This is a genomic window from Pseudomonas sp. GQ91, assembly GCF_059758795.1.
This window is the reverse complement of record NZ_JCAXED010000001.1, coordinates 249754-269868: the sequence shown is the minus strand read 5'-3', so window position 1 is coordinate 269868 and position 20115 is coordinate 249754. Positions and strand designations below refer to the sequence as shown.

The 20115-nt window shown below is 60.0% G+C and carries 12 protein-coding genes and 1 pseudogene; 11 read left to right on the top strand and 2 right to left on the bottom strand.

Annotation, left to right across the window (positions count from 1 at the left end):
• Positions 1–194 precede the first annotated feature (194 nt).
• On the top strand, positions 195–2663 hold the full coding sequence (locus AC6CIA_RS01070) for a UvrD-helicase domain-containing protein (protein WP_498310229.1): 2469 nt from the start codon (positions 195–197) through the stop codon (positions 2661–2663).
• A 45-nt stretch (positions 2664–2708) separates the two neighbouring features.
• Here the strand turns inward: AC6CIA_RS01070 and AC6CIA_RS01065 are convergent, their stop codons facing one another.
• Complete coding sequence (locus AC6CIA_RS01065; RefSeq protein ID WP_339532164.1) at positions 2709–2963, bottom strand: DUF1652 domain-containing protein; 255 nt, start codon at positions 2961–2963, stop codon at positions 2709–2711.
• A gap of 261 nt (positions 2964–3224) precedes the next feature.
• On the opposite strand from AC6CIA_RS01065, the pseudogene AC6CIA_RS01060 reads away from it, so the two are divergent.
• The 8 genes and pseudogenes from AC6CIA_RS01060 to AC6CIA_RS01025 all read left to right on the top strand — a co-directional run.
• A pseudogene (locus tag AC6CIA_RS01060) lies at positions 3225–3380 on the top strand (REP-associated tyrosine transposase); the annotation flags it as partial.
• Positions 3381–3884: 504 nt separating this feature from the next.
• Positions 3885–5333, top strand: coding sequence for a serralysin family metalloprotease (locus AC6CIA_RS01055; protein WP_498310228.1), 1449 nt, complete (start codon positions 3885–3887; stop codon positions 5331–5333).
• A gap of 71 nt (positions 5334–5404) precedes the next feature.
• The gene (locus AC6CIA_RS01050) at positions 5405–5773 is read left to right on the top strand and encodes an AprI/Inh family metalloprotease inhibitor (RefSeq protein WP_498310227.1); all 369 of its coding nucleotides are present in this window, start codon (positions 5405–5407) and stop codon (positions 5771–5773) included.
• A gap of 153 nt (positions 5774–5926) precedes the next feature.
• Positions 5927–7678, top strand: a complete 1752-nt coding sequence (locus AC6CIA_RS01045; RefSeq protein WP_498310226.1) for a type I secretion system permease/ATPase — start codon at positions 5927–5929, stop codon at positions 7676–7678.
• Positions 7675–8997 (top strand): HlyD family type I secretion periplasmic adaptor subunit, encoded by a 1323-nt coding sequence (locus AC6CIA_RS01040; protein ID WP_498310225.1) that lies wholly within the window; start codon positions 7675–7677, stop codon positions 8995–8997. Before AC6CIA_RS01045 ends, AC6CIA_RS01040 begins: the two co-directional genes overlap by 4 nt.
• A 2-nt stretch (positions 8998–8999) precedes the next feature.
• On the top strand, positions 9000–10352 hold the full coding sequence (locus AC6CIA_RS01035) for a TolC family outer membrane protein (protein WP_498310224.1): 1353 nt from the start codon (positions 9000–9002) through the stop codon (positions 10350–10352).
• A gap of 118 nt (positions 10353–10470) precedes the next feature.
• Positions 10471–13548, top strand: a complete 3078-nt coding sequence (locus AC6CIA_RS01030) for an autotransporter domain-containing protein (protein ID WP_498310417.1) — start codon at positions 10471–10473, stop codon at positions 13546–13548.
• Between the two features lie 108 nt (positions 13549–13656).
• Positions 13657–15504 carry a polyurethane esterase gene (locus AC6CIA_RS01025; protein ID WP_498310223.1) on the top strand — a complete coding sequence of 616 codons (1848 nt, stop codon included), beginning with the start codon at positions 13657–13659 and terminating at the stop codon, positions 15502–15504.
• Between the two features lie 67 nt (positions 15505–15571).
• On the opposite strand, the gene AC6CIA_RS01020 is transcribed toward AC6CIA_RS01025, so the two are convergent.
• Positions 15572–15796: a YgdI/YgdR family lipoprotein gene (locus AC6CIA_RS01020; RefSeq protein WP_498310222.1), complete on the bottom strand. Its 225-nt coding sequence runs from the start codon at positions 15794–15796 to the stop codon at positions 15572–15574.
• 188 nt (positions 15797–15984) lie between these two features.
• On the opposite strand from AC6CIA_RS01020, the gene AC6CIA_RS01015 reads away from it, so the two are divergent.
• Both AC6CIA_RS01015 and AC6CIA_RS01010 read left to right on the top strand, forming a co-directional pair.
• A complete protein-coding gene (locus AC6CIA_RS01015; RefSeq protein ID WP_498310221.1) occupies positions 15985–17634 on the top strand; it encodes a VRR-NUC domain-containing protein in 1650 nt (549 codons plus the stop codon).
• The gene (locus AC6CIA_RS01010) at positions 17631–19886 is read left to right on the top strand and encodes an ATP-dependent DNA helicase (RefSeq protein WP_498310220.1); all 2256 of its coding nucleotides are present in this window, start codon (positions 17631–17633) and stop codon (positions 19884–19886) included. Before AC6CIA_RS01015 ends, AC6CIA_RS01010 begins: the two co-directional genes overlap by 4 nt.
• Positions 19887–20115 lie beyond the last annotated feature (229 nt).

Sequence of the window (20115 nt, the reverse complement as noted above, 5' to 3'; positions counted from 1 at the left end):
CACCAGGCTCGGTACGCAACTGTGGCGGGGGGCTCGTCGCCTCGCCACAGGGTGTTCCTCGACCTATACAAAACCTAGACCACATCTTCACTTCATCGCCTAACTGCATGAACCTAAAGCAATTGGCTGGAACTGACGGAAGATTCCGGCGACCATAGCGCTCCTTGTCCGAGCCAAGCATCGCAGGAGTCCGCGTGCCGCAACACACCCCCGATCTGCCCCCCGAACTGCGGCCTATGGCCGAAATGCCGCTATTGAAACGACTCGCCGCACGCTTGTTCGGCCACGGCTTGACGCGTTTGCGCGCCCAGCACCGTTTTTCCTGGTTGCACGGCCAGGCGGACGGCTTTCGCAGTGGCCATGAGGCGGGCGTGGAATATGGCTATCGGGAAGGCAAGGCGGACGGCATTGAAGAAGGGCGCCAAGTCCTGTTGATTCGAGACTTTCGACCTGATGAACACCGCGCGCCGGCTATCGACGCCAGTCTGTTCGACGACTGGCGCCTGCCACTGACCGCCGAGTTGAAGAAACGTATCAAGGCCGATGTGGCACGTCTGCTGCCGGCCCACTCGCAGCCGAGTGCGGCGCAGTGGAAGATGATCTTCAGCGACACGCCCTCGACCTCGGTCATCGCCGGGGCCGGTGCAGGCAAATCGACCTCTTTGGTCCTGCGTATCCTGCTGCTCACCCATTACCTGGGGTTTGAACTGAGCTCAATGACGGTGGTGACCTTCACCCGTGAGTCGCGCAAGGACTTCATCAACAAGCTCATGGAAATTCTCAACCTGTGGGGGCAACCTCTTGGTTTGAAAGAAGCACAAGCGGTGGTGCGCACCTTTCATTCGCGCATTCTGCCGATGGTGCGCAGTCTGCCGGGTTTCGAGCGTCTGCAAGCCTTTGAGAATCTTAATGCGCGTACTGCTCAAGGCGATGATGAGGGTGACAGCAACCCGTTTGAACTGCGTATCAATGATGCCCAGCGCCAGCAGCTCAACGCGTGCTATCACCGACTGTACGCCCGCCACGCACGCTTTCGCGAGCTGATCGCGCCTCTGGCGCGCCACGCCCTGCAACTCAAGGAGCTGGAGCGCGACCATCCCGATGTGCAGAAGCGCGTGGCAGTGACCGAGCTGGCGGCCAAGCGTGACGAAGACCTGTGTGATGTGGTCGAAGACCTGTGGTTCCGTGCCGGTGCGTGGCCGATCAAGGGCATTGAGCCCAATCGCCAGACGGTCGAAATCAACGGTGCGCAATTCCATTGCCATGGTTACATCGCCGAATTGGGCGCGTGGGTCGTGCTGGGCTTTGACCCCCGTGAAAATCCGCAGATGGTGCGTTCCGGGGCCAAACTCTCGGTGCGCGCAGAGTGCGCGGTTAAGCGCACACTCTTTCAAGCTTTCTGTCGCAAGCCTTTGATATGGCTAGATAGCTATGAGGAATCCAAGCGCGTATCAAGCAGCCTTGCGAAGGACGCCACAGCCGGGCCAGGCTTCGATTACAAGGTCAAGGGCGAACTGGCTTCGTCGCCGTTGCTGGACTGTTTTGTCTCCGCTGCGGGGTTTATCGAAAATCTCGGCCTGGACGTCACGAACGCCGTAGGCCAAATGAGTTTTGCCGAGGACGACCCGGACCGTTCGTTCTTCGAGGCCCTGAGTATTTTCTGGAAAGCCCTGGAAGATCACCTGCTGGACCAGTCGCCGCCGATCATGACGTATAACCGCATGTTTTCGTTGTTCGGCGAAAATACTCCGGAAAACCTCAAGCTGCTCGACGATGGATTACTGCGGCCGATGTCGCACCTGATGATCGATGAGTTCCAGGATGTCTCGCCACAGATCGTCTCGTGGATCCGCGCCAGCCTGCGCGAAATCCGCAGCCGTGGACCGGCGATGCATGTGGGGCGGGGCGCGCAGCATTCCTCGCTGTTGTGTGTCGGAGATGATTGGCAATCGATTTATGGCTGGCGCGGCAGTTCGCCCAAGTACTTCATGGCGTTCAACAAGGAGTTCCCGTCGCCAGCCACCACGCGGGTCATGCTGGGTGAAAACTACCGCAGTCATCAACACATCATCGATGCTGCCGAACACATCGTTAAATCCGCTCCGGCGATCCCCGGCAAGAAGGCCAAGGCCAGCGGGGGCGCAAAGGCACTGGTGCCGGTCGCCGTGCGAGATCGGGATGATGCAGGCTTGGCGCAACAGCTGCTGCTGCACTATAACAATGGCGAATCCGTGTTAATGCTCTATCGAAAAAGCAGCGATAAATCTTTGATTTTGCAGCATATTCAGTCTGTGGTTAATCTTGATTCTAGCTTGCCGCCCGCAGCGCGACGCTTGAAGCAGCTGACCTATCACAGCGCCAAGGGCCTGCAGGCCGATGCGGTATTCCTGTTGGGGGATTGCCAGCATTTGACCCGTTCGCCCTACAAGAATCAGGTTTACCGCATGGCGGGCCTTGGCAAGGAGGCGGACGCCGAACCTTATGACAGTGCCCAACGGGACGAAGCCTTGCGCCTCGCGTATGTGGGCATCACTCGAGCGGTGAGTCATTGCTACTGGTATGTCGAAAAGCAAGAAGCCGGTGTCAAGGGACACAAGGCGTCTGACCGTATTGCTGGGGACAGGCCGTTCTTTGACGATCAGCGTGGCGTGAAAGGGGAGTGAAGGAGTAGGAGCGAGCCTGCGAGTTCGCTCCTACAGCGACAGGACTCAGGCCCGCAGCAACAGAGGCGGTATAAAGGACTCGAGTTCGTCCTCGATGGCCTCGATGATCCGCTCGACGTCGCTTGCGTTCATCACCGTGGCGCAGGGAATCCCGGCGATGGCGATCAGGGTGGCGCCGCTTTCCCGGTCAAACAATCGCGCGACCATGCTGGCTGGAGCATCCATGCTCCCTTCAAAGCCTATCGGGTGAAAATGCCAGCGCATCAGCTGGCATGCATTCGGGAATGTCACCTTGTTCATATGCCCTCCTTGATCATTGAGCGCTTCCTTTAGCTCGCGGCAAGGGTGCCAGGTCCATCTATGTTCCTGGCCGTTGAAGGTTAAAAATAGCACTCATTCGCAGCCCTCATCAGGGTTTTCCTATCCGTTCGGCAGTTCTTTTCGATTAATTTGACGTGCGTCATGTCCTACCTGGATTTGGGCAAAAGGCCATTAGCGCCATCGCCAGGTCGGCATTGAAGCGGTTGGCAAAGTTGGGCGAGTGACTTGGGCATTGGGCCGCAAGGGGCGCTCTGGAAAAAGGGGTATCACGACCGTGCTATGCGCCGGGAAGAAGATCTTAAGGATTTTGCCCGTTATGGGGTGCATAACCCCGTTCCTGCAGGATGGGTGAACCGGGTGCATGACTATTCGCTTTGGGATGTGTTCTGGCTTTAGGGCGCAAGGGGTTGGCTTTGCAGAGGCGGCGCGGTTGGACGTAGCTTTGCTTGAGGCGCTGCGCCGGACGGCCTGGCACCGCCACATCAACATAACATCGCGTAGATAACGCATGATCGGGTAGCTGTCATTAATAATAAAATATTTAGCCAATGATATTAATGACACGGTGGCACTTTACAAGTGAGGCCCACTCAATATAACGGATCCATTTCACTGCAAAGTGTGAGCGTTTTAGCATTTAAGTGTTTAGCAGTATTTAATATTTAAATAGAGGTTTGTCCTGGCGCAGGCTAATCCCAAGGAATGCATCGGCTTATTCACCACTGTTTGCGGGCGTTATTCGTTTTTTGCACTTTTTAGTGCAAAAAAATGCTGGACGGCTGATTTCAAATTGTGTCAGTTTTATTTCGCCTTCATAAGAGGCGAGTGATAGGACGATCTCGCCAGAGCGCGTCGCTATCGGACAAAAACTGTTCCACTTGCAAACAAGGAAGTACGTTTATGTCGAAAGTTAAAGAAAAAGCTATTGTATCGGCGGCTCAAGCAAGTACCGCTTATGCGCAGATCGATAGCTTTAGCCATTTGTATGACCGCGGCGGCAATCTCACGGTCAATGGCAAACCGTCCTTTTCCGTCGATCAGGCAGCTGAACATTTACTGCGCGATAACGCGGCGTATCGGGATGTCGATGGTAACGGCAGGATTGATCTTACCTACACCTTCCTGACCTCGGCCTCCTCGGCGACCATGAACAAACATGGCATCTCCGGGTTCAGCCAGTTCAGTAACCTGCAAAAAGGCCAGGCGGTGCTCGCCATGCAGTCCTGGGCCGATGTGGCCAATGTAACCTTCACCGAGCGAGCCTATGGCGGTGACGCGCACATGACCTTCGGCAACTACAGCGGGGGCCAGGACGGGGCGGCGGCCTTTGCCTACCTGCCGGGGACCGATGAGCAGTACAACATGAGTGGCCTGGACGGCTCCTCCTGGTACTTGACCAACAGAAGCTACACGGCCAACGTCAATCCCGGGCTCAATAACTACGGCCGCCAGACCCTGACCCATGAGATCGGGCATACCCTGGGCCTGGCTCACCCTGGCGATTATAACGCCGGGACCGGTAACCCGTCCTACTACGACGCGGACTATGGACAGGACACGCGCGGCTACAGCGTCATGAGTTACTGGAGTGAAAGCAACACCAACCAGAACTTCACCAAGGGTGGGGTAGAAGCCTATGCATCCGGGCCGCTGATTGACGATATCGCCGCGATCCAGAAGCTTTACGGCGCCAACTACAACACCCGTGCGGGCGACACCACCTACGGTTTCAACTCCAACACCGGGCGTGATTTCCTCAGTGCCCATTCGAACGCCGACAAACTGGTGTTCTCGGTATGGGACGGTGGCGGCAATGACACCCTGGATTTCTCCGGTTTCACCCAGAACCAGAAAATCAACCTCAATGAGACCTCGCTCTCTGATGTGGGCGGGCTGGTGGGCAACGTTTCCATCGCCCAGGGCGTGACGGTCGAAAATGCCTTCGGTGGTGCCGGCAATGACCTGCTGATCGGTAACGCTGCGGCCAACACCCTCAAGGGCGGCGCCGGCAACGATCTGATCTACGGCGGCGGCGGTGCTGACAAGCTGTGGGGTGGGGCGGGGGCGGACACCTTTGTGTTCGGCGCCAGTTCGGACTCCAAGCCCGGCGCGGCTGATCAGATCCTCGATTTCATCTCGGGATCGGACAAGATCGACCTGACCGGAATTACCAACGGTAACGGCCTGCACTTCGTCAATGCCTTCACCGGCGCGGCCGGCGATGCAGTGCTCAGTTATGCCTCGGGCACCAACCTGGGCACCTTGGCGGTGGACTTCTCCGGGCACGGCGTGGCGGACTTCCTCGTTACCACTGTCGGCCAGGCGGCGTTCAGCGACATCGTGGCTTGATCCAGGCCTGAGGAGAGCAGCGCCCCGGCGCTGCTCTCTCCTTGCAACAACCCCGTAAACGGGTAATGGTGATGAACAACTATCGCAATGCAATCGCCTGTCTGATTCAGGCGTTGCTCGTGTCGGCAGGAGCCAACGCAATGGCAAGCAGTCTTGTTTTACCCAGCGCCGCAGAATTGGCCGGGCATTGGCAATTGCATCAGCAAGAGCAGATCTGCGCACTGGACCTGATTGCCGATTCCAACGCACTGGGTGGGGATGTCGATTGCGCCGAACAGTGGTTGGGGGATAAACCTATTACCTGGTCGCCCACGCCGGACGGTATATGGTTGATGAATGCAGAAGGCACTGGCATTATCCATTTGAATCGCCTTAAAGTGGGTGAATATAAAGGACGCAGCCGTTCAGGCGCTGAACTTTTATTGCAGCAGGCACCTTGAATATATAAAACGGCTATCTCGTTATAAATGGTGACCGGAGAGTCACTTTCAGTATAAGTCGGTCAGTATTAAGCAATTGTAGTAGTTGCCGGTCCATTATGTGGGCGTCCGGTAGACTATTGTGTGCATTCAGCTTAGGGATGATTAAGCAACATGGCGAAGACCACTCCCGCTGCACCCTTGTTCAAGACGCTTGGTGAATATAAAAGCATTCTGATCAGCGTCGGTTTTTTCACCGCACTGATCAATTTGCTGATGCTGGTGCCCTCTATCTACATGCTGCAAGTTTACGATCGAGTGCTGTCGTCGCAGAACGAAACCACGCTGGTGATGTTGACGCTGATGGTGGTGGGCTTCTTTGCGTTTATCGGCGCACTGGAAGTGGTGCGCAGTTTCATCGTGATCCGCATCGGCAGCCAGTTGGAGCGTCGTTTCAACCTCAAGGTCTACAAGGCCGCGTTCGAGCGCAATCTGCAACGCGGCGAAGGACATGCCGGGCAATCCCTGGGGGACTTGACCCACATACGGCAGTTTCTCACCGGGCCCGCGCTGTTCGCGTTTTTTGATGCGCCGTGGTTTCCGATCTATCTGGCGGTGATTTTCCTGTTCAACGTCTGGCTCGGCGTACTGGCCAGTGCGGGCGCCGTGTTGTTGATCGGCCTGGCGTGTCTGAACGAGTACCTGACCAGGAAACCCTTGCGCGAAGCCGGTGGTTATTCCCAGCAGTCGACGCAATTGGCCACCAGCCATCTGCACAACGCCGAGACCATCCAGGCCATGGGCATGCTGGGGGCGCTGCGCAATCGCTGGTTTGCGGTGCATTCGCGATTTCTCGGCCTGCAGAACCAGGCCAGTGACACCGGTTCGGTGATCAGTTCCCTGAGTAAATCCCTGCGCCTGTGTCTGCAATCGCTGGTGCTGGGGTTGGGGGCCTTGTTGGTGATCAAGGGCCAAATGACTGCCGGGATGATGATTGCCGGCACGATCCTGATGGGGCGGGTGCTCAGCCCTATCGATCAGTTGATCGCGGTGTGGAAGCAGTGGAGTTCCGCCAAGCTCGCCTATCAACGCCTGGATGGGCTGTTGCAGGAGTTCCCGCCAGAAGCCGAGGCCATGGCGTTGCCGGCGCCGAAGGGCCAAGTGAGTTTCGAACAGGTCAGCGCGGGGCCGCCCGGTCGGCGGGCTGCGACCTTGCATCAGGTCAGCTTCAACCTGGGAGCGGGCGAAGTGCTCGGCGTGCTGGGTGCCTCCGGTTCCGGCAAGTCGACCCTCGCGCGGGTGCTGGTGGGCGTGTGGCCGACGCTGGCTGGCACGGTGCGCCTGGACGGTGCGGATATTCATCGTTGGGACCGCGACGAACTCGGCCCGCACATCGGCTATTTGCCGCAGGACATCGAACTGTTCAGCGGCAGCATCGCCGACAACATCGCGCGCTTTCGCGAGGCCGACCCCGAACTCGTGGTGCGGGCCGCGCAACAAGCCGGTGTGCATGAGCTGATCCTGCGTTTGCCCCAGGGCTACGACACGGTGCTGGGAGACGACGGCAGCGGCCTGTCCGGCGGCCAGAAACAACGCGTCGCCCTGGCGCGCGCGCTGTACGGCGGGCCGCGCCTGATCGTGCTCGATGAGCCTAACTCCAACCTCGACACCGTCGGCGAGGCCGCGTTGGCCAGCGCCATCATGCAAATGAAGGCCCAGGGCAGCAGCGTGATTCTGGTGACACACCGCTCTTCAGCGCTGGCCCAGGCCGACAAGTTGCTGGTGCTCAACGAAGGCCGCCTGCAGGCGTTTGGCCCCAGTCAGGAAGTCCTGCGCGCGTTGTCCGGCCAGCAGGAACCGCCCCGCGAGAAAGCCGGTGTCAGCCTGAGTCGTCAGTATCAAGCCGCAAGGAATCCAGGCCAATGAGCGTCGATAGCAGCCTTCAACTCGACTCGGTTCGCCCCGAACGTGATGCACGCTTCTTTGCCCGGATGGGCTGGCTGTTGAGCGTGGTCGGCGCCGGTGGGTTTTTCCTGTGGGCCAGCCTCGCGCCGCTGGACCAAGGGGTTGCCGTGCAGGGCACGGTGGTGGTGTCCGGCAAGCGCAAAGCGGTACAAACCCTGAGCCCCGGCGTGGTCAGCCGGATCCTGGTGCGCGAAGGCGAGGTGGTGAAGCAAGGCCAGCCCTTGTTTCGACTCGACCAGACGCAAAACCAGGCCGATGTCCATTCGCTGCAAGCCCAGTACCGCATGGCCTGGGCCAGCGTCGCGCGCTGGCAGAGCGAGCGCGATAACCTGCCGGGTATCACCTTTCCTTCTGAACTGAGCAGCAACCCCGATCCGGCACTGGCGCTGGTGCTTGAAGGCCAGCGCCAACTGTTCAGCAGTCGTCGCCAGGCCTTTGCCCGCGAACAGGCGGGGATTCGCGCCAGTATCGAGGGCGCCAATGCTCAGCTGAGCGGCATGCGCCGTGCCCGCAGTGATTTGAACGCCCAGGCACAATCCCTGCGCGATCAGTTGAACAACCTGCAACCCTTGGCTGACAACGGCTACATCCCGCGCAATCGCTTGCTCGAGTACCAGCGCCAGCTGTCCCAAGTGCAACAGGATCTGGCGCAGAACAGCGGCGAAAGCGGGCGCATCGAGCAAAGCATCCTCGAATCCCGCCTGAAGTTGCAGCAGCACAGTGAGGAGTACCAGAAGGAAGTTCGCAGCCAGTTGGCCGATGCGCAACTGCGTAGCCTGACCCTGGAGCAGCAACTGACGTCCGCCGGCTTCGACCTGCAGCACAGCGAAATCAACGCTCCGGCGGACGGTATTGCAGTCAACCTCAGTGTTCACACCGAGGGCGCGGTGGTGCGTGCCGGTGAAACCCTGCTGGAAATCGTGCCCCAGGGCACGCGCCTCGAAGTGGAAGGGCATCTGCCGGTCAATCTGGTGGATAAGGTCGGCACCCACCTGCCGGTGGACATTCTTTTCACCGCCTTCAACCAGAGCCGCACGCCACGGGTGCCGGGGGAGGTGAGCCTGATTTCCGCAGACCAGATGCTCGACGAGAAAACCGGCGCGCCGTATTACGTGCTGCGCACCGCGGTCAGTGACGAAGCCCTGGAGAAACTCCATGGGCTGGTGATCAAGCCAGGGATGCCAGCCGAAATGTTTGTGCGTACTGGCGAGCGTTCGCTGCTCAATTACTTGTTCAAGCCGCTGCTGGATCGTGCCGGCTCCGCATTGACCGAGGAATGAGCATGGCTTTCAGGTATCCAAAACAGCTGCTCACGGCCTTGCTGCTGGGATGTAGCAGCGCCCAGGCGGCCATGGGGCCGTTCGATGTCTACGAACAAGCCCTGCGTAACGACCCGGTGTTCCTCGGCGCCGTCAAGGAACGTGACGCCGGCCTGGAAAACCGCCTGATTGGCCGCGCCGGGCTATTGCCCAGGCTGTCGTACAACTACAACAAGGGCCGCAACAACTCCCAGGCCACCTTGCCCGATGGACGGGGTGGCAATTATCACGACGATCGCAACTACAACAGCTACGGCTCCACGTTCACCCTGCAACAACCGTTGTTCGACTACGAAGCCTATGCCAACTACCGCAAGGGCGTGGCCCAGGCGCTGTTTGCCGATGAAAGTTTCCGCGACAAAAGCCAGGCGCTGCTGGTGCGCGTGCTGACCTATTACACCGAGGCGCTGTTCGCCCAGGATCAGATCGATATTGCGCGGGCCAAGAAAAACGCCTTTGAGCAGCAGTTCCAGCAGAACCGGCATCTGTTCGAGCAAGGCGAGGGCACGCGCACCGATATTCTTGAAGCGGAATCACGCTATGAACTGGCGATCGCCGAGGAAATCCAGGCGCTCGATGAACAGGATGCCGCCCTCAGGGAGTTGGGCGCGTTGCTCGGTGTACGCAGTGTCGATATCGCCGACCTGGCGCCGCTGAACGAGGATTTTGCCGCTTTTAGCCTGACGCCGGCCAACTATGACACCTGGCACGAGCTGGCAATCACCAACAACCCGACACTGGCCTCCCAGCGCCAGGCCGTGGAAATCGCGCGCCAGGAAGTGGCGCGCAACCGTGCCGGGCATTTGCCGACGGTCACGGCCTACGCCAGTTCGCGACAGCAGGAATCCGACAGCGGGAATACCTACAACCAGCGCTACGACACCAACACCATCGGGATCGAGGTCAGCCTGCCGCTGTATGCCGGAGGTGGCGTATCAGCGTCCACTCGCCAGGCCAGCCGTGCAATGGAGCAGGCCGAATATGAGCTGGAAGGCAAGACCCGCGCGACCCTGATCGAACTGCGCCGTCAGTTCAGCGCGTGCCTGTCGGGCGTGAGCAAGCTGCGCGCCTATCAGAAAGCCCTGGCGTCGGCCGAAGCGCTGGTGGTCTCGACCAAGCACAGCATCCTCGGGGGCGAGCGGGTCAACCTCGATGCCCTCAACGCCGAGCAGCAGTTGTACAGCACCCGTCGCGACCTGGCCCGGGCCCGTTACGACTACCTGATGGCCTGGACCAAATTGCATTACTACGCCGGCAACTTGCGCGACACCGACCTGGCCAAGGTGGACGAGGCTTTTGGCCATGCGCAGCGTTAATGGTTGGCTGGATGCCAGCTGCTACGCCGGGGGGGTGTAGATGCCCACAAGAACAACAAACGCGACAAAACTAAGGAAGGTAACCGTGAACGCAAAACGACGAGGGTTTCAATCCGCCATCCCAACAGGCCCGGGCTACCCGCTCAAGGCTTTGAGCTGCGTGCCATACGGCGCGTTGCTGTGTTGCCTGGCCAGCCTGGGAACCGCCCAGGCCGCACCCTACGTGGAAACCGGCAAGCTGGGCGATGTCGCCAGTTGGCGCAGCGATGAGTTCAAGGCCGATTGGGGATTGGGCGCGGTGAATGCCGATGTGGCCTACGCCGCCGGCTATACCGGCAAAGGCGTGAAGCTGGGGATTTTCGACCAGCCGGTCTACGCCCAGCACCCCGAGTTCGCCAGCCCCGGCAAAGTAGTGACGCTCGTCACTGAAGGCATCCGCCAATACACCGACCCCTACATTCCGGTGAAGGCCGGCGATGCGTTTCGCTACGACGGCACGCCGTCCCTGGGGTCCAACGGCAAGCTGGGTAACCACGGTACACACGTCGGCGGGATCGCAGCGGGCAACCGTGACGGCGGGCCGATGCATGGCGTGGCCTTCGATGCGCAGATCATCACGGCTGAAAACGGTGACCCGGGTCCGGAAGACGGGATCATCCTCGGCAATGATGGCGCGGTGTACAAGGCCGGTTGGGATGCCTTGGTGGCCAGCGGCGCGAGGATCATCAATAACAGTTGGGGCATCGGCATCGGTGATCAGTACGCCAAGGGCGGGCGGGATCCGGCATTCCCCAATTTCACGGTGGTTGAAGCCCAGGCGCAGTTCGATAACATTCGGCCGATCCTCGGGACCCTTGCCGGCGGCGCTTATCAAGGCGCTATCGATGCTGCTCGCAGCGGTGTGCTGACGATTTTTGCTGCCGGTAACGACTACAACCGCAATAACCCCGATGCCATTTCGGGCCTGGCGTATTTCGTGCCGGAAATCGCCCCCAACTGGCTTTCGGTAGCAGCCTTGCAGCAGAACCCGGACACCACCAGCAGCGACCCGTATGTGATCAGCACTTTTTCGTCGCGCTGTGGTTACGCCGCAAGCTTCTGCGTGGCGGCGCCGGGAACAAAAATCTACAGTTCGGTGATCAACGGCACTTCCCTGGAAAACCTCACCACGGATTACGCCAACTTCAACGGCACCTCCATGGCCGCGCCGCATGTTGCCGGGAGTGCCGCGGTGCTGATGGAGCGTTTTCCGTACATGAGTGGCGAGCATATTTCGACGCTGCTGAAAACCACCGCCACCGACCTCGGCGCGCCGGGCATCGACGCATTGTACGGCTGGGGCATGATCAACCTGGGCAAGGCGGTAAACGGACCTGGAATGTTGGTCACCGCAGAGGATATTCCGCTCGAGTTGCGTATCGACGGTGCCTATGGCAGCGGCCAGTTCGTCGCGGACTTGCCAGGGATTGGCGCCGTGGTCGACGCGGGCAAACCGACCCAACGCCGGTGTACCGATGTGCATTGCGGCCTGGATGTGTGGAGCAATGATATTTCCGGTCACGGCGGCTTGACCAAGCAAGGCATCGGTGCGCTGGTACTGAGCGGCAGCAACACCTACAGCGGGCCGACCCTGGTCAACCAAGGTCTGTTGGCGGTCACGGGTTCGCTGACCTCGGCGGTCACGGTCGGCAACAGCGGCGTGCTCGGCGGTTCCGGGACGGTGGGCGCGTTGACCGCGAGCAGGGGCGGCACGGTGGCGCCGGGCAATTCCATCGGCACCTTGAACGTGGCCGGGGATGTGCGTTTCGATGCCGGTTCCACGTATGCGGTGGAACTGTCGAACAGCGCCAGCGACCGAATCGTTGCCGGCGGCACGGCCACGCTCAACGGCGGCAACGTGACCCTGGCGCTGGAAAACAGCGCGACATTGCTCAGCCAGAGCGAAGCGCACAGCCTGATCGGTCGCCAATACAACATTCTGCAGGCCGCTGGTGGCATTACGGGCAGCTTCGGCGCCGTGTTGCCCAACTATCTGTTTCTGGGTGGCACGCTCAACTATGCGGCCAACGGCGTGCAGTTGGACGTCGGGCGCAACGCCAACAGTTTCGCCAGTGTCGCGACCACCGACAACCAGCGCTCCGTGGCGGCTGCCGCCGAGCAATTGGGGGCCGGTAATGGCGTCTATGAAAGCCTGCTGCTGGCCCCCGACGCGGCCTCGGCCCAAGGGGCATTTCAACAGTTGAGCGGAGAAATCTACCCGGCCCTGGAAACCGCGCTGATCAATGACAGCCGCTACTTGCGCGAAGCGGTGGGCGAGCGCTTGCAGCAAGGTGAAATGGGCACGACCACTCAAACCATCGACAGCCGTGGCAATGTTTGGGTCAAGGCGCTGGGGGCCTGGGGCAAGACTGATAGCCGCAGCGATACGGCGGGCTACACCACGTCCATCGGCGGCATGCTGGCAGGCGTCGACGGCGCGCTGGACGAGGACACGCGCCTGGGCCTGGTGGCCGGTTATAGCGACACCTCGCTGAACATGGGCAGTGGCACGCACTCCCGGGCAGCGGTGGACAGTTACCACTTCGGCGCTTATGCCGGGCATGAGATCGGCGCCTGGCGCTTGAGCGGCGGGGCCAGCTACAGCTGGCATCGCGCCGATGTAAAACGCGACCTGCAGTACGGCAACGTGTCCGGCAAGCAGAAAGCCAAAGTCGACGCCGGCACGACCCAAGTGTTCACCGAAGCAGCCTACCGGGTGAATCTGCAACCACTGGCGCTTGAGCCTTTCGCCAATCTGGCCTACATCCATCTGGCTACCGACGGTTTCACCGAGAAGGGCGACGCTGCCGCATTGCGAAGTGGTGATGACACCCGCGATCTGGTCCTGAGCACGCTGGGCGTGCGGGCGTTGAAAACCTTCAATGTCACGGATCATCAACAACTGGATGTTTCCGGCACCTTGGGCTGGCAGCACAACCTCAGCTCGACCGACGCCGAGCAACACCTGGCCTTTGCCTCTGGCGGCAGTTCCTTCGCAGTAGAAAGTGCGCCGATGGTACGCGATGCGGCCCTCGTGGGCGCTCGGGTCAGCCTGGCGCTGACCAAGGACGCACGGGTGAACTTTGACTACAACGGACTGTTGGCCAGCAAGGAGAAAACTCACGGCGTGGGCTTGAGCCTGGATTGGGCGTTCTGATGCCCGATTTTTAGTACATGAAGGACAATGTGGGAGCCGGTGCTCCCACATTCAGCATTCCAATCGTTTTAGCTTTCTCGACAATTCCAACAAAAGAGAGGCAATACCATGGGTGTCTATGACTACAAAAACCTCGCAACCGAGGACTCCAAAGCACTGTTCGCCGATGCCATGGCGATCACGCTGTACTCCTATCACAACCTGGACAACGGCTTTGCCGAGGGCTATCAGCAACACGGCATGGGCATCGGGTTGCCTGCCACCCTGGTACAGGCGCTGCTTGGCAGCACTGACTCGCAAGGTGTGATCCCGGGAATTCCCTGGAACCCCGACTCGGAAAAAGCCGCCCTGGAAGCGGTGCAAAAGGCCGGCTGGACGCCGATCAGCGCCAGCACCCTTGACTACGCGGGGAAGGTCGACGCTCGGGGCACATTTTTTGGCGAAAAGCCGGGCTATACCAGCGCTCAGGTAGAGGTCCTGGGCAAGTACGACGATGCCGGCAAACTACTGGAAATCGGCATTGCGTTTCGGGGGACATCGGGCCCGAGGGAAACCCTGATCACGGACTCCATTGGTGACGCGATCAGCGACCTGTTGGCGGCCTTCGGTCCGCAGGACTATGCAAAGAACTACTCGGGTGAAGCCTTCGGCACCTTGCTTGGCAAGGTTGCCGAGTATGCCAGTGCCCAGGGGCTGAGCGGCCAGGACGTACTGGTCAGCGGCCATAGCCTGGGTGGTCTCGCCGTGAACAGCATGGCGGACCTGAGCGACAGCACCTGGTCAGGGTTCTACCAGGATGCCAACTACGTGGCCTATGCCTCACCGACCCAGAGTGCCGGCGACAAGGTGTTGAACATCGGTTATGAAAACGACCCGGTGTTTCGTGTCCTTGACGGCTCATCCTTCACTCTGTCGTCCCTTGGCGTACACGATCAGGGGCATGCGTCCAGTACGGATAACATCGTCAGTTTCAACGATCACTACGCTTCGTCGTTGTGGAACGCACTGCCGTTTTCCATCGTCAACCTGTCGACCTGGGTCTCGCATTTGCCCACCGGCTACGGTGATGGCATGACGCGCATTCTTGAGTCCGGGTTCTATGACCTGACCACGCGTGACTCGACCATCATCGTTGCCGACCTGTCCGACCCGGCCCGAGCCACTACCTGGGTGCAGGACCTCAACCGCAACGCGGAGACTCACCAGGGCAGCACATTCATCATCGGCAGCGACGCCAGCGACCTGATCCAGGGCGGCAAGGGCAACGATTATCTGGAAGGGCGCGCGGGCAACGACACCTTCCGTGACAGCGGCGGCTACAACATGCTGCTCGGGGGGGCGGGCTTCAACACCCTGGACATGCAGCAGTCGTTGAAACGTGTCGAGGTTGCCAATGACGGTGCAGGCACTCTGTACATCCGTGACGACCATGGCGGCATCAGCGTGACCCGCGATATAGGCGCGTTGGTGAGCAAGGAAAGCAGCCTGTTTTTCTTCTCCAAGAATGTGACCCACACCGTCACGGATCAAGGCTTGCGGGCGGGCAGCGACCTCACCGCCTATGCCTCGTCGGTCAAGGGCGATGCCAGCGACAACCTGCTCAAGGCCAACGATAGCGGTCAATGGTTGTTTGGCCTGGCGGGCAACGATCATCTGATCGGTGGCAAAGGCAACGATGTGTTGGTCGGCGGTGGCGGCAATGACTTGCTGCAAGTGGGCGGCGGTGGCAATACCTTGCTGTTCGACGGGCACTTTGGCCAGGACCGGGTCGTCGGCTACCAATCGACGGACACCTTGGTGTTCATGGGAGTAGACGGGGTGAACGGGCAGTACGACTACCTTGAGCATGCCAAGGCGGTGGGGAGCGATACGGTGCTGAGCTTTGGCGCCGATTCGGTGACGCTGGTGGGGGTAGGGCTGGATAGCCTGTCGGCAGACGCCATTATCATCGCGTGATACGCAGCGGGCTGAATTGTCGAAGTGCAGAAGCTTCGCTGATTCGGCCCGCTGTCAGGTGAGCGGTTTACTCTTCCTTGATCACGGTCGCGACATCCGCGGCCTTGACCCGTACTCGCTTGCCGGCGATATCGGTGAATTCGTAGAAACCGTCCGGGGTCTTGGCGTTCGGCGTGTCCTTGGTCAAGTACTGGGTGCCGTTCTGTAACGTCACGACGGTGGGTGTCGAGCAACCGGCCAACACCAGAAAAGTGAGTGCAACCAGCGGCAGCCCCAAGTGCTTCATGTTCATTTACCCTTACCTTCACTCTTCAAAAGCCCGTGCCTGAGCGGCGTCGGACCGTAAATGTTACGCCATTCCCCAGCATCTGATCACTTTTATGCAAAAAGTTGCGTGAGCCGCTGATCTATTACTGATTGCAACAGCGGGCCATGAACGGCAATCTGTATGTATAAACAGTGTTCGATCAAGTGCCTGCAATGTCCAATCCCCTGCAAGATCCTTTCTATTACCTGCATAACTTCCGCCAAGTGCTCGATTGGCTGGAGCAACGCTATGCCGATTTGCTGGATCGCGAGGAACGACATTTCATTGAGCAATTTGACCGCTTGCCGCAAGCCTCCCAGGCCTTGCTGGTGCGTATGGTCATGCGTAAAGGTCGGCACTTTCGCGCCAACAAGCTGGATTATGTCGAGATCGGCTCGACCTGCGCGGCGATCGCGCCCTTGCTGGAACAAGGCTGGGTGGACAGCCGGGGCCTGCTGACGTTTAGCGAGCTGTTTGGGTTGTTGCACAAAGGTGAAGTGCTTGCGGCTTTCGCACCCTGGATCGAGCAGCCCCGGGGCAAGAAGGCCGATTGGCTACCGATGCTGGCAGCGCGGTTCCCGCAAACCCGGAGCTTCCAGCAATGGTGTCCGCAGATCGCGGAGCCGCTCTACAGCCTGACGGTCATGGACCTCTGCGATCGCCTGCGTCTGATGTTCTTCGGCAATCTGTACCAGGACTGGTCGGAATTCGTGCTGGCGGACCTGGGTATCTATACCTACGAAAAAGTCGAATTCTGCGCCGAGTCCCGTGGATTGCGCAGCCGCGACGATGTCTACGGATTTCTGTTCCTTCACCAATGCCAGCAGGCCCTTGAGGCCGGCGACGCACTGGAAAGCGTGCTGGAACAAATCGCCACCCTGGACACCGACAACCCGTGGCTGGAAAAGCGTCGGGCCAAGCTGTTGTTTCAACTCGGTCAACAATGCGAGCGGCGCGCCGAGCTGGCCTTGGCCGAGGTGATTTATCGGGGTTGCGCGCATCCTGGTGCGCGGGCGCGATTGATCCGGGTACTGGAGCGCCAGGAACACATTGGCGCGGCGATGGCGCTGGCGGTGCAGGCACACGCCGCCCCCCACAGTGCGGCCGAGCAGCAGCATCTGTTGCGGGTTCTGCCACGGCTGCGACGCAAGTTGGGCGAGCCGGCACTGCCCAAACCAACGCCACGGGAGATTCTGCGCCTGGATCTGGAACTGCCCTTTCCGCAACCGCTGGCGGCGGTGGAGTATTGCGTCCAGACCCACCTGAACGATGAAGCGGCGCCGGTGCATTACGTCGAGAACAGCCTGATCAATTCGCTGTTCGGGCTGTTGTGCTGGCCGGCGATTTTCGCGCCGTTGCCGGGCGCGTTTTTCCATCCGTTCCAGCGGGGTCCGGTGGACCTGCACAGCGAAGACTTTCATCAGCGTCGTGCCGAACTGTTCGCCGCCTGCCTGGATGAACTGCAGGACGAGCGCTACAAAAGCACCATTCGCCAGCGTTACTTCGACAAATGGGGGATCCAGTCACCGTTCGTGTTCTGGGGCGCGCTGAGCGAAGAACTGCTCGACCAGGCCCTTGACTGCCTGCCCGCCGAACACTTGCGACAGTGGTTCGCCCGCCTGTTGCTGGATATTCGCGCCAATCGCAGCGGGATGCCGGACCTGATCCAGTTCTGGCCGGCGCAAAAGACCTATCGCATGATCGAAGTCAAAGGCCCCGGCGACCGCTTGCAAGACAACCAACTGCGCTGGCTGGAGTTCTGTGACGAGCATCAGATGCCGGTCACGGTCTGTTATGTGCGGTGGGCGGAGCAGGGGGCTTGAGCTACACCGTTGCGGTACGTGCATTGTGTGAGTTCACCGCCAAGGTCGGTGACCTCGACTTGCGTTTCACACCGTCTCCCAGCGCCCAGGAGGGGATTGTCGGCCACCGCACCGTGGCCTCCCGGCGTAGCGCCCATTACCAGAACGAAGTGGCGCTGGAGGGTAACTATCAACAGTTGACTGTCAGGGGCCGCGCGGATGGTTATGACCCTGACCGCAATCAATTGGAGGAGGTCAAGACCTACCGTGGCGACCTTGAGGCCCAACCCGCCAATCATCGGCAATTGCACTGGGCACAGGTCAAGGTGTATGGCTGGTTGCTGTGCCAGAAGCTGGGCCTTGCCGAGGTTGTCCTGGCGTTGGTGTATTTCGACATCGTCAGCGAGCGTGAAACCCTGGTCCGCCAGACCTGCCGGGCGGCTGAGCTGGAACAGTTTTTCAACCGCCAATGCGCGTTGTTTCTCGGCTGGGCCGAGCAGCAAATGCAGCGACGCCAGGCCCGGGATGCCGCGGCCCGGGTTCTGGGGTTTCCCCACCACGACTTTCGACCCGGCCAGCGCGTCCTTGCCGAGTCGGTGTACAAGGCGGTCAGCACCGGGCGCTGCCTGATGGCGCAGGCGCCCACCGGCATCGGTAAAACCCTCGGCACGATTTTCCCCCTGCTCAAGGCCCTGGCGCCCCAGCAGTTGGACAAGGTGTTCTTTCTCACGGCGAAAACCCCCGGCCGCAAGCTGGCGCTGGATGCCGCGCAAGTGCTGTACGACAGCAGTCCGGATTTGCCGCTGCGGGTCCTGGAGCTGGTGGCCCGGGATAAAGCCTGTGAACATCTCGATAAGGCGTGTCACGGTGACTCCTGTCCATTGGCCAAAGGCTTCTATGATCGCCTGCCGGCGGCGCGGGAAGCTGCGGCCAAAGTGCGCCTGCTGGATCAGCGCCAGCTGCGGGAAGTGGCCCTGGACCACCAGGTGTGCCCGTACTACCTGAGCCAGGAAATGGCGCGCTGGGCCGATATGGTGGTCGCCGACTACAACTATTATTTTGATTTCGGCGCGATGCTGTTTGGCTTGGCCCAGCTCAACCAGTGGCGTGTCGCGGTGCTGGTGGATGAAGCGCATAACCTGGTGGAGCGTGGTCGTTCGATGTACAGCGCCGAGCTGGATCAGTACACCCTCAAGGCATTACGTACTACGGCGCCGGAGCCGTTGAAAAGGCCCTTGCAGCGTCTGAACCGCGAGTGGAATGCGCTGCACAAGGAACAGATTGCGCCGTATCAGGCGTATGCCGCCAAACCGGAAAAGCTGCTGCAGGCCCTGGCGTTATGCACCCGCGCCATGGGCGAGTATTTCAATGACCATCCACAGGCGCTGGGCGGCGATCTGCAACGTTTCTACTTCGATGCGCTGCAGTTTTCCAAGGTGGCGGAGCTGTTCAACGAGCAGTTCATTTTTGACATCACCCAGCGCGAGCCGCAGGCCAAACGCACGCTGTCACGACTGTGCCTGCGCAATGTGGTGCCCGCCGAGTTTCTTCGCCCACGGCTGACGGCGGCTCGCAGCAGCGTGTTGTTTTCCGCGACCTTGAGCCCTAGGCATTACTACACCGACTTGCTCGGCCTGCCGGCCAATACCGCATGGGTCGACGTCGAATCGCCGTTCCAGGCGCAACAGTTGCAAGTGCATATCGTCGAGCGGATCTCCACCCGCTTTGTTCATCGCCAGGCTTCCCTGGCGCCCATCGTCGAGTTGATCGCCGAACAGTTCCAGCGTCAGCCGGGCAATTACCTGGCGTTTTTCAGCAGCTTCGATTACTTGCAACAAGTGGCGCAGCTGTTGGCCGAACGCTATCCCCACATTGCGCTGTGGCATCAAGCGCGCGGGATGGCTGAAGCCGAACGCCAGGCCTTTCTCGATCAGTTCACCCAGCACAGCCAGGGCGTAGGCTTTGCGGTGTTGGGCGGAGTGTTTGGTGAAGGCATCGACTTGCCGGGCGCGCGCCTGATCGGCGCGTTCATCGCCACCCTGGGCCTGGCGCAGTTGAACCCGATCAACGAGCAGATGAAGCAGCGCATGGCGGCGATTTTTGGTGCCGGGTATGACTATACCTACCTGTATCCCGGGATCCAGAAGGTCGTACAGGCGGCGGGCCGGGTGATTCGCACCCAACAAGACCAGGGAACAGTGATGCTGATCGATGATCGCTTCGCCGAGCCCAAGGTCAGGCAGTTGTTGCCGCGCTGGTGGTCGCTGAGCTGACGCGTAAGATGCGCCATTCCCGGCATCAATGATGCTGGCGAAGGCTGCAGGGGTGCGTCAGTCTCAGGTCTGTCCCGTCCCTTCATCTGCACAATTTTGCCTTAACACTTAAATCCCAGTAGATAGGGCTGTTGTGTGGCGAACGGGCTTGTCGGAACGCCGCATCGCCCGTGTTGGGTTGCGAAGCAGCCCCAGAACCCTCCGCTACGGAGTATCTGATACACCGCAT

Bases quoted from the DNA above. Each gene is read 5' to 3' on its own strand.
- AC6CIA_RS01065 (WP_339532164.1), bottom strand. From the start codon at position 2,963: ATGAACAAGGTGACATTCCCGAATGCATGCCAGCTGATGCGCTGGCAT.
- AC6CIA_RS01055 (WP_498310228.1), top strand. From the start codon at position 3,885: ATGTCGAAAGTTAAAGAAAAAGCTATTGTATCGGCGGCTCAAGCAAGT.
- AC6CIA_RS01050 (WP_498310227.1), top strand. From the start codon at position 5,405: ATGAACAACTATCGCAATGCAATCGCCTGTCTGATTCAGGCGTTGCTC.
- AC6CIA_RS01045 (WP_498310226.1), top strand. From the start codon at position 5,927: ATGGCGAAGACCACTCCCGCTGCACCCTTGTTCAAGACGCTTGGTGAA.
- AC6CIA_RS01040 (WP_498310225.1), top strand. From the start codon at position 7,675: ATGAGCGTCGATAGCAGCCTTCAACTCGACTCGGTTCGCCCCGAACGT.
- AC6CIA_RS01035 (WP_498310224.1), top strand. From the start codon at position 9,000: ATGGCTTTCAGGTATCCAAAACAGCTGCTCACGGCCTTGCTGCTGGGA.
- AC6CIA_RS01025 (WP_498310223.1), top strand. From the start codon at position 13,657: ATGGGTGTCTATGACTACAAAAACCTCGCAACCGAGGACTCCAAAGCA.
- AC6CIA_RS01020 (WP_498310222.1), bottom strand. From the start codon at position 15,796: ATGAACATGAAGCACTTGGGGCTGCCGCTGGTTGCACTCACTTTTCTG.
- AC6CIA_RS01015 (WP_498310221.1), top strand. From the start codon at position 15,985: ATGTCCAATCCCCTGCAAGATCCTTTCTATTACCTGCATAACTTCCGC.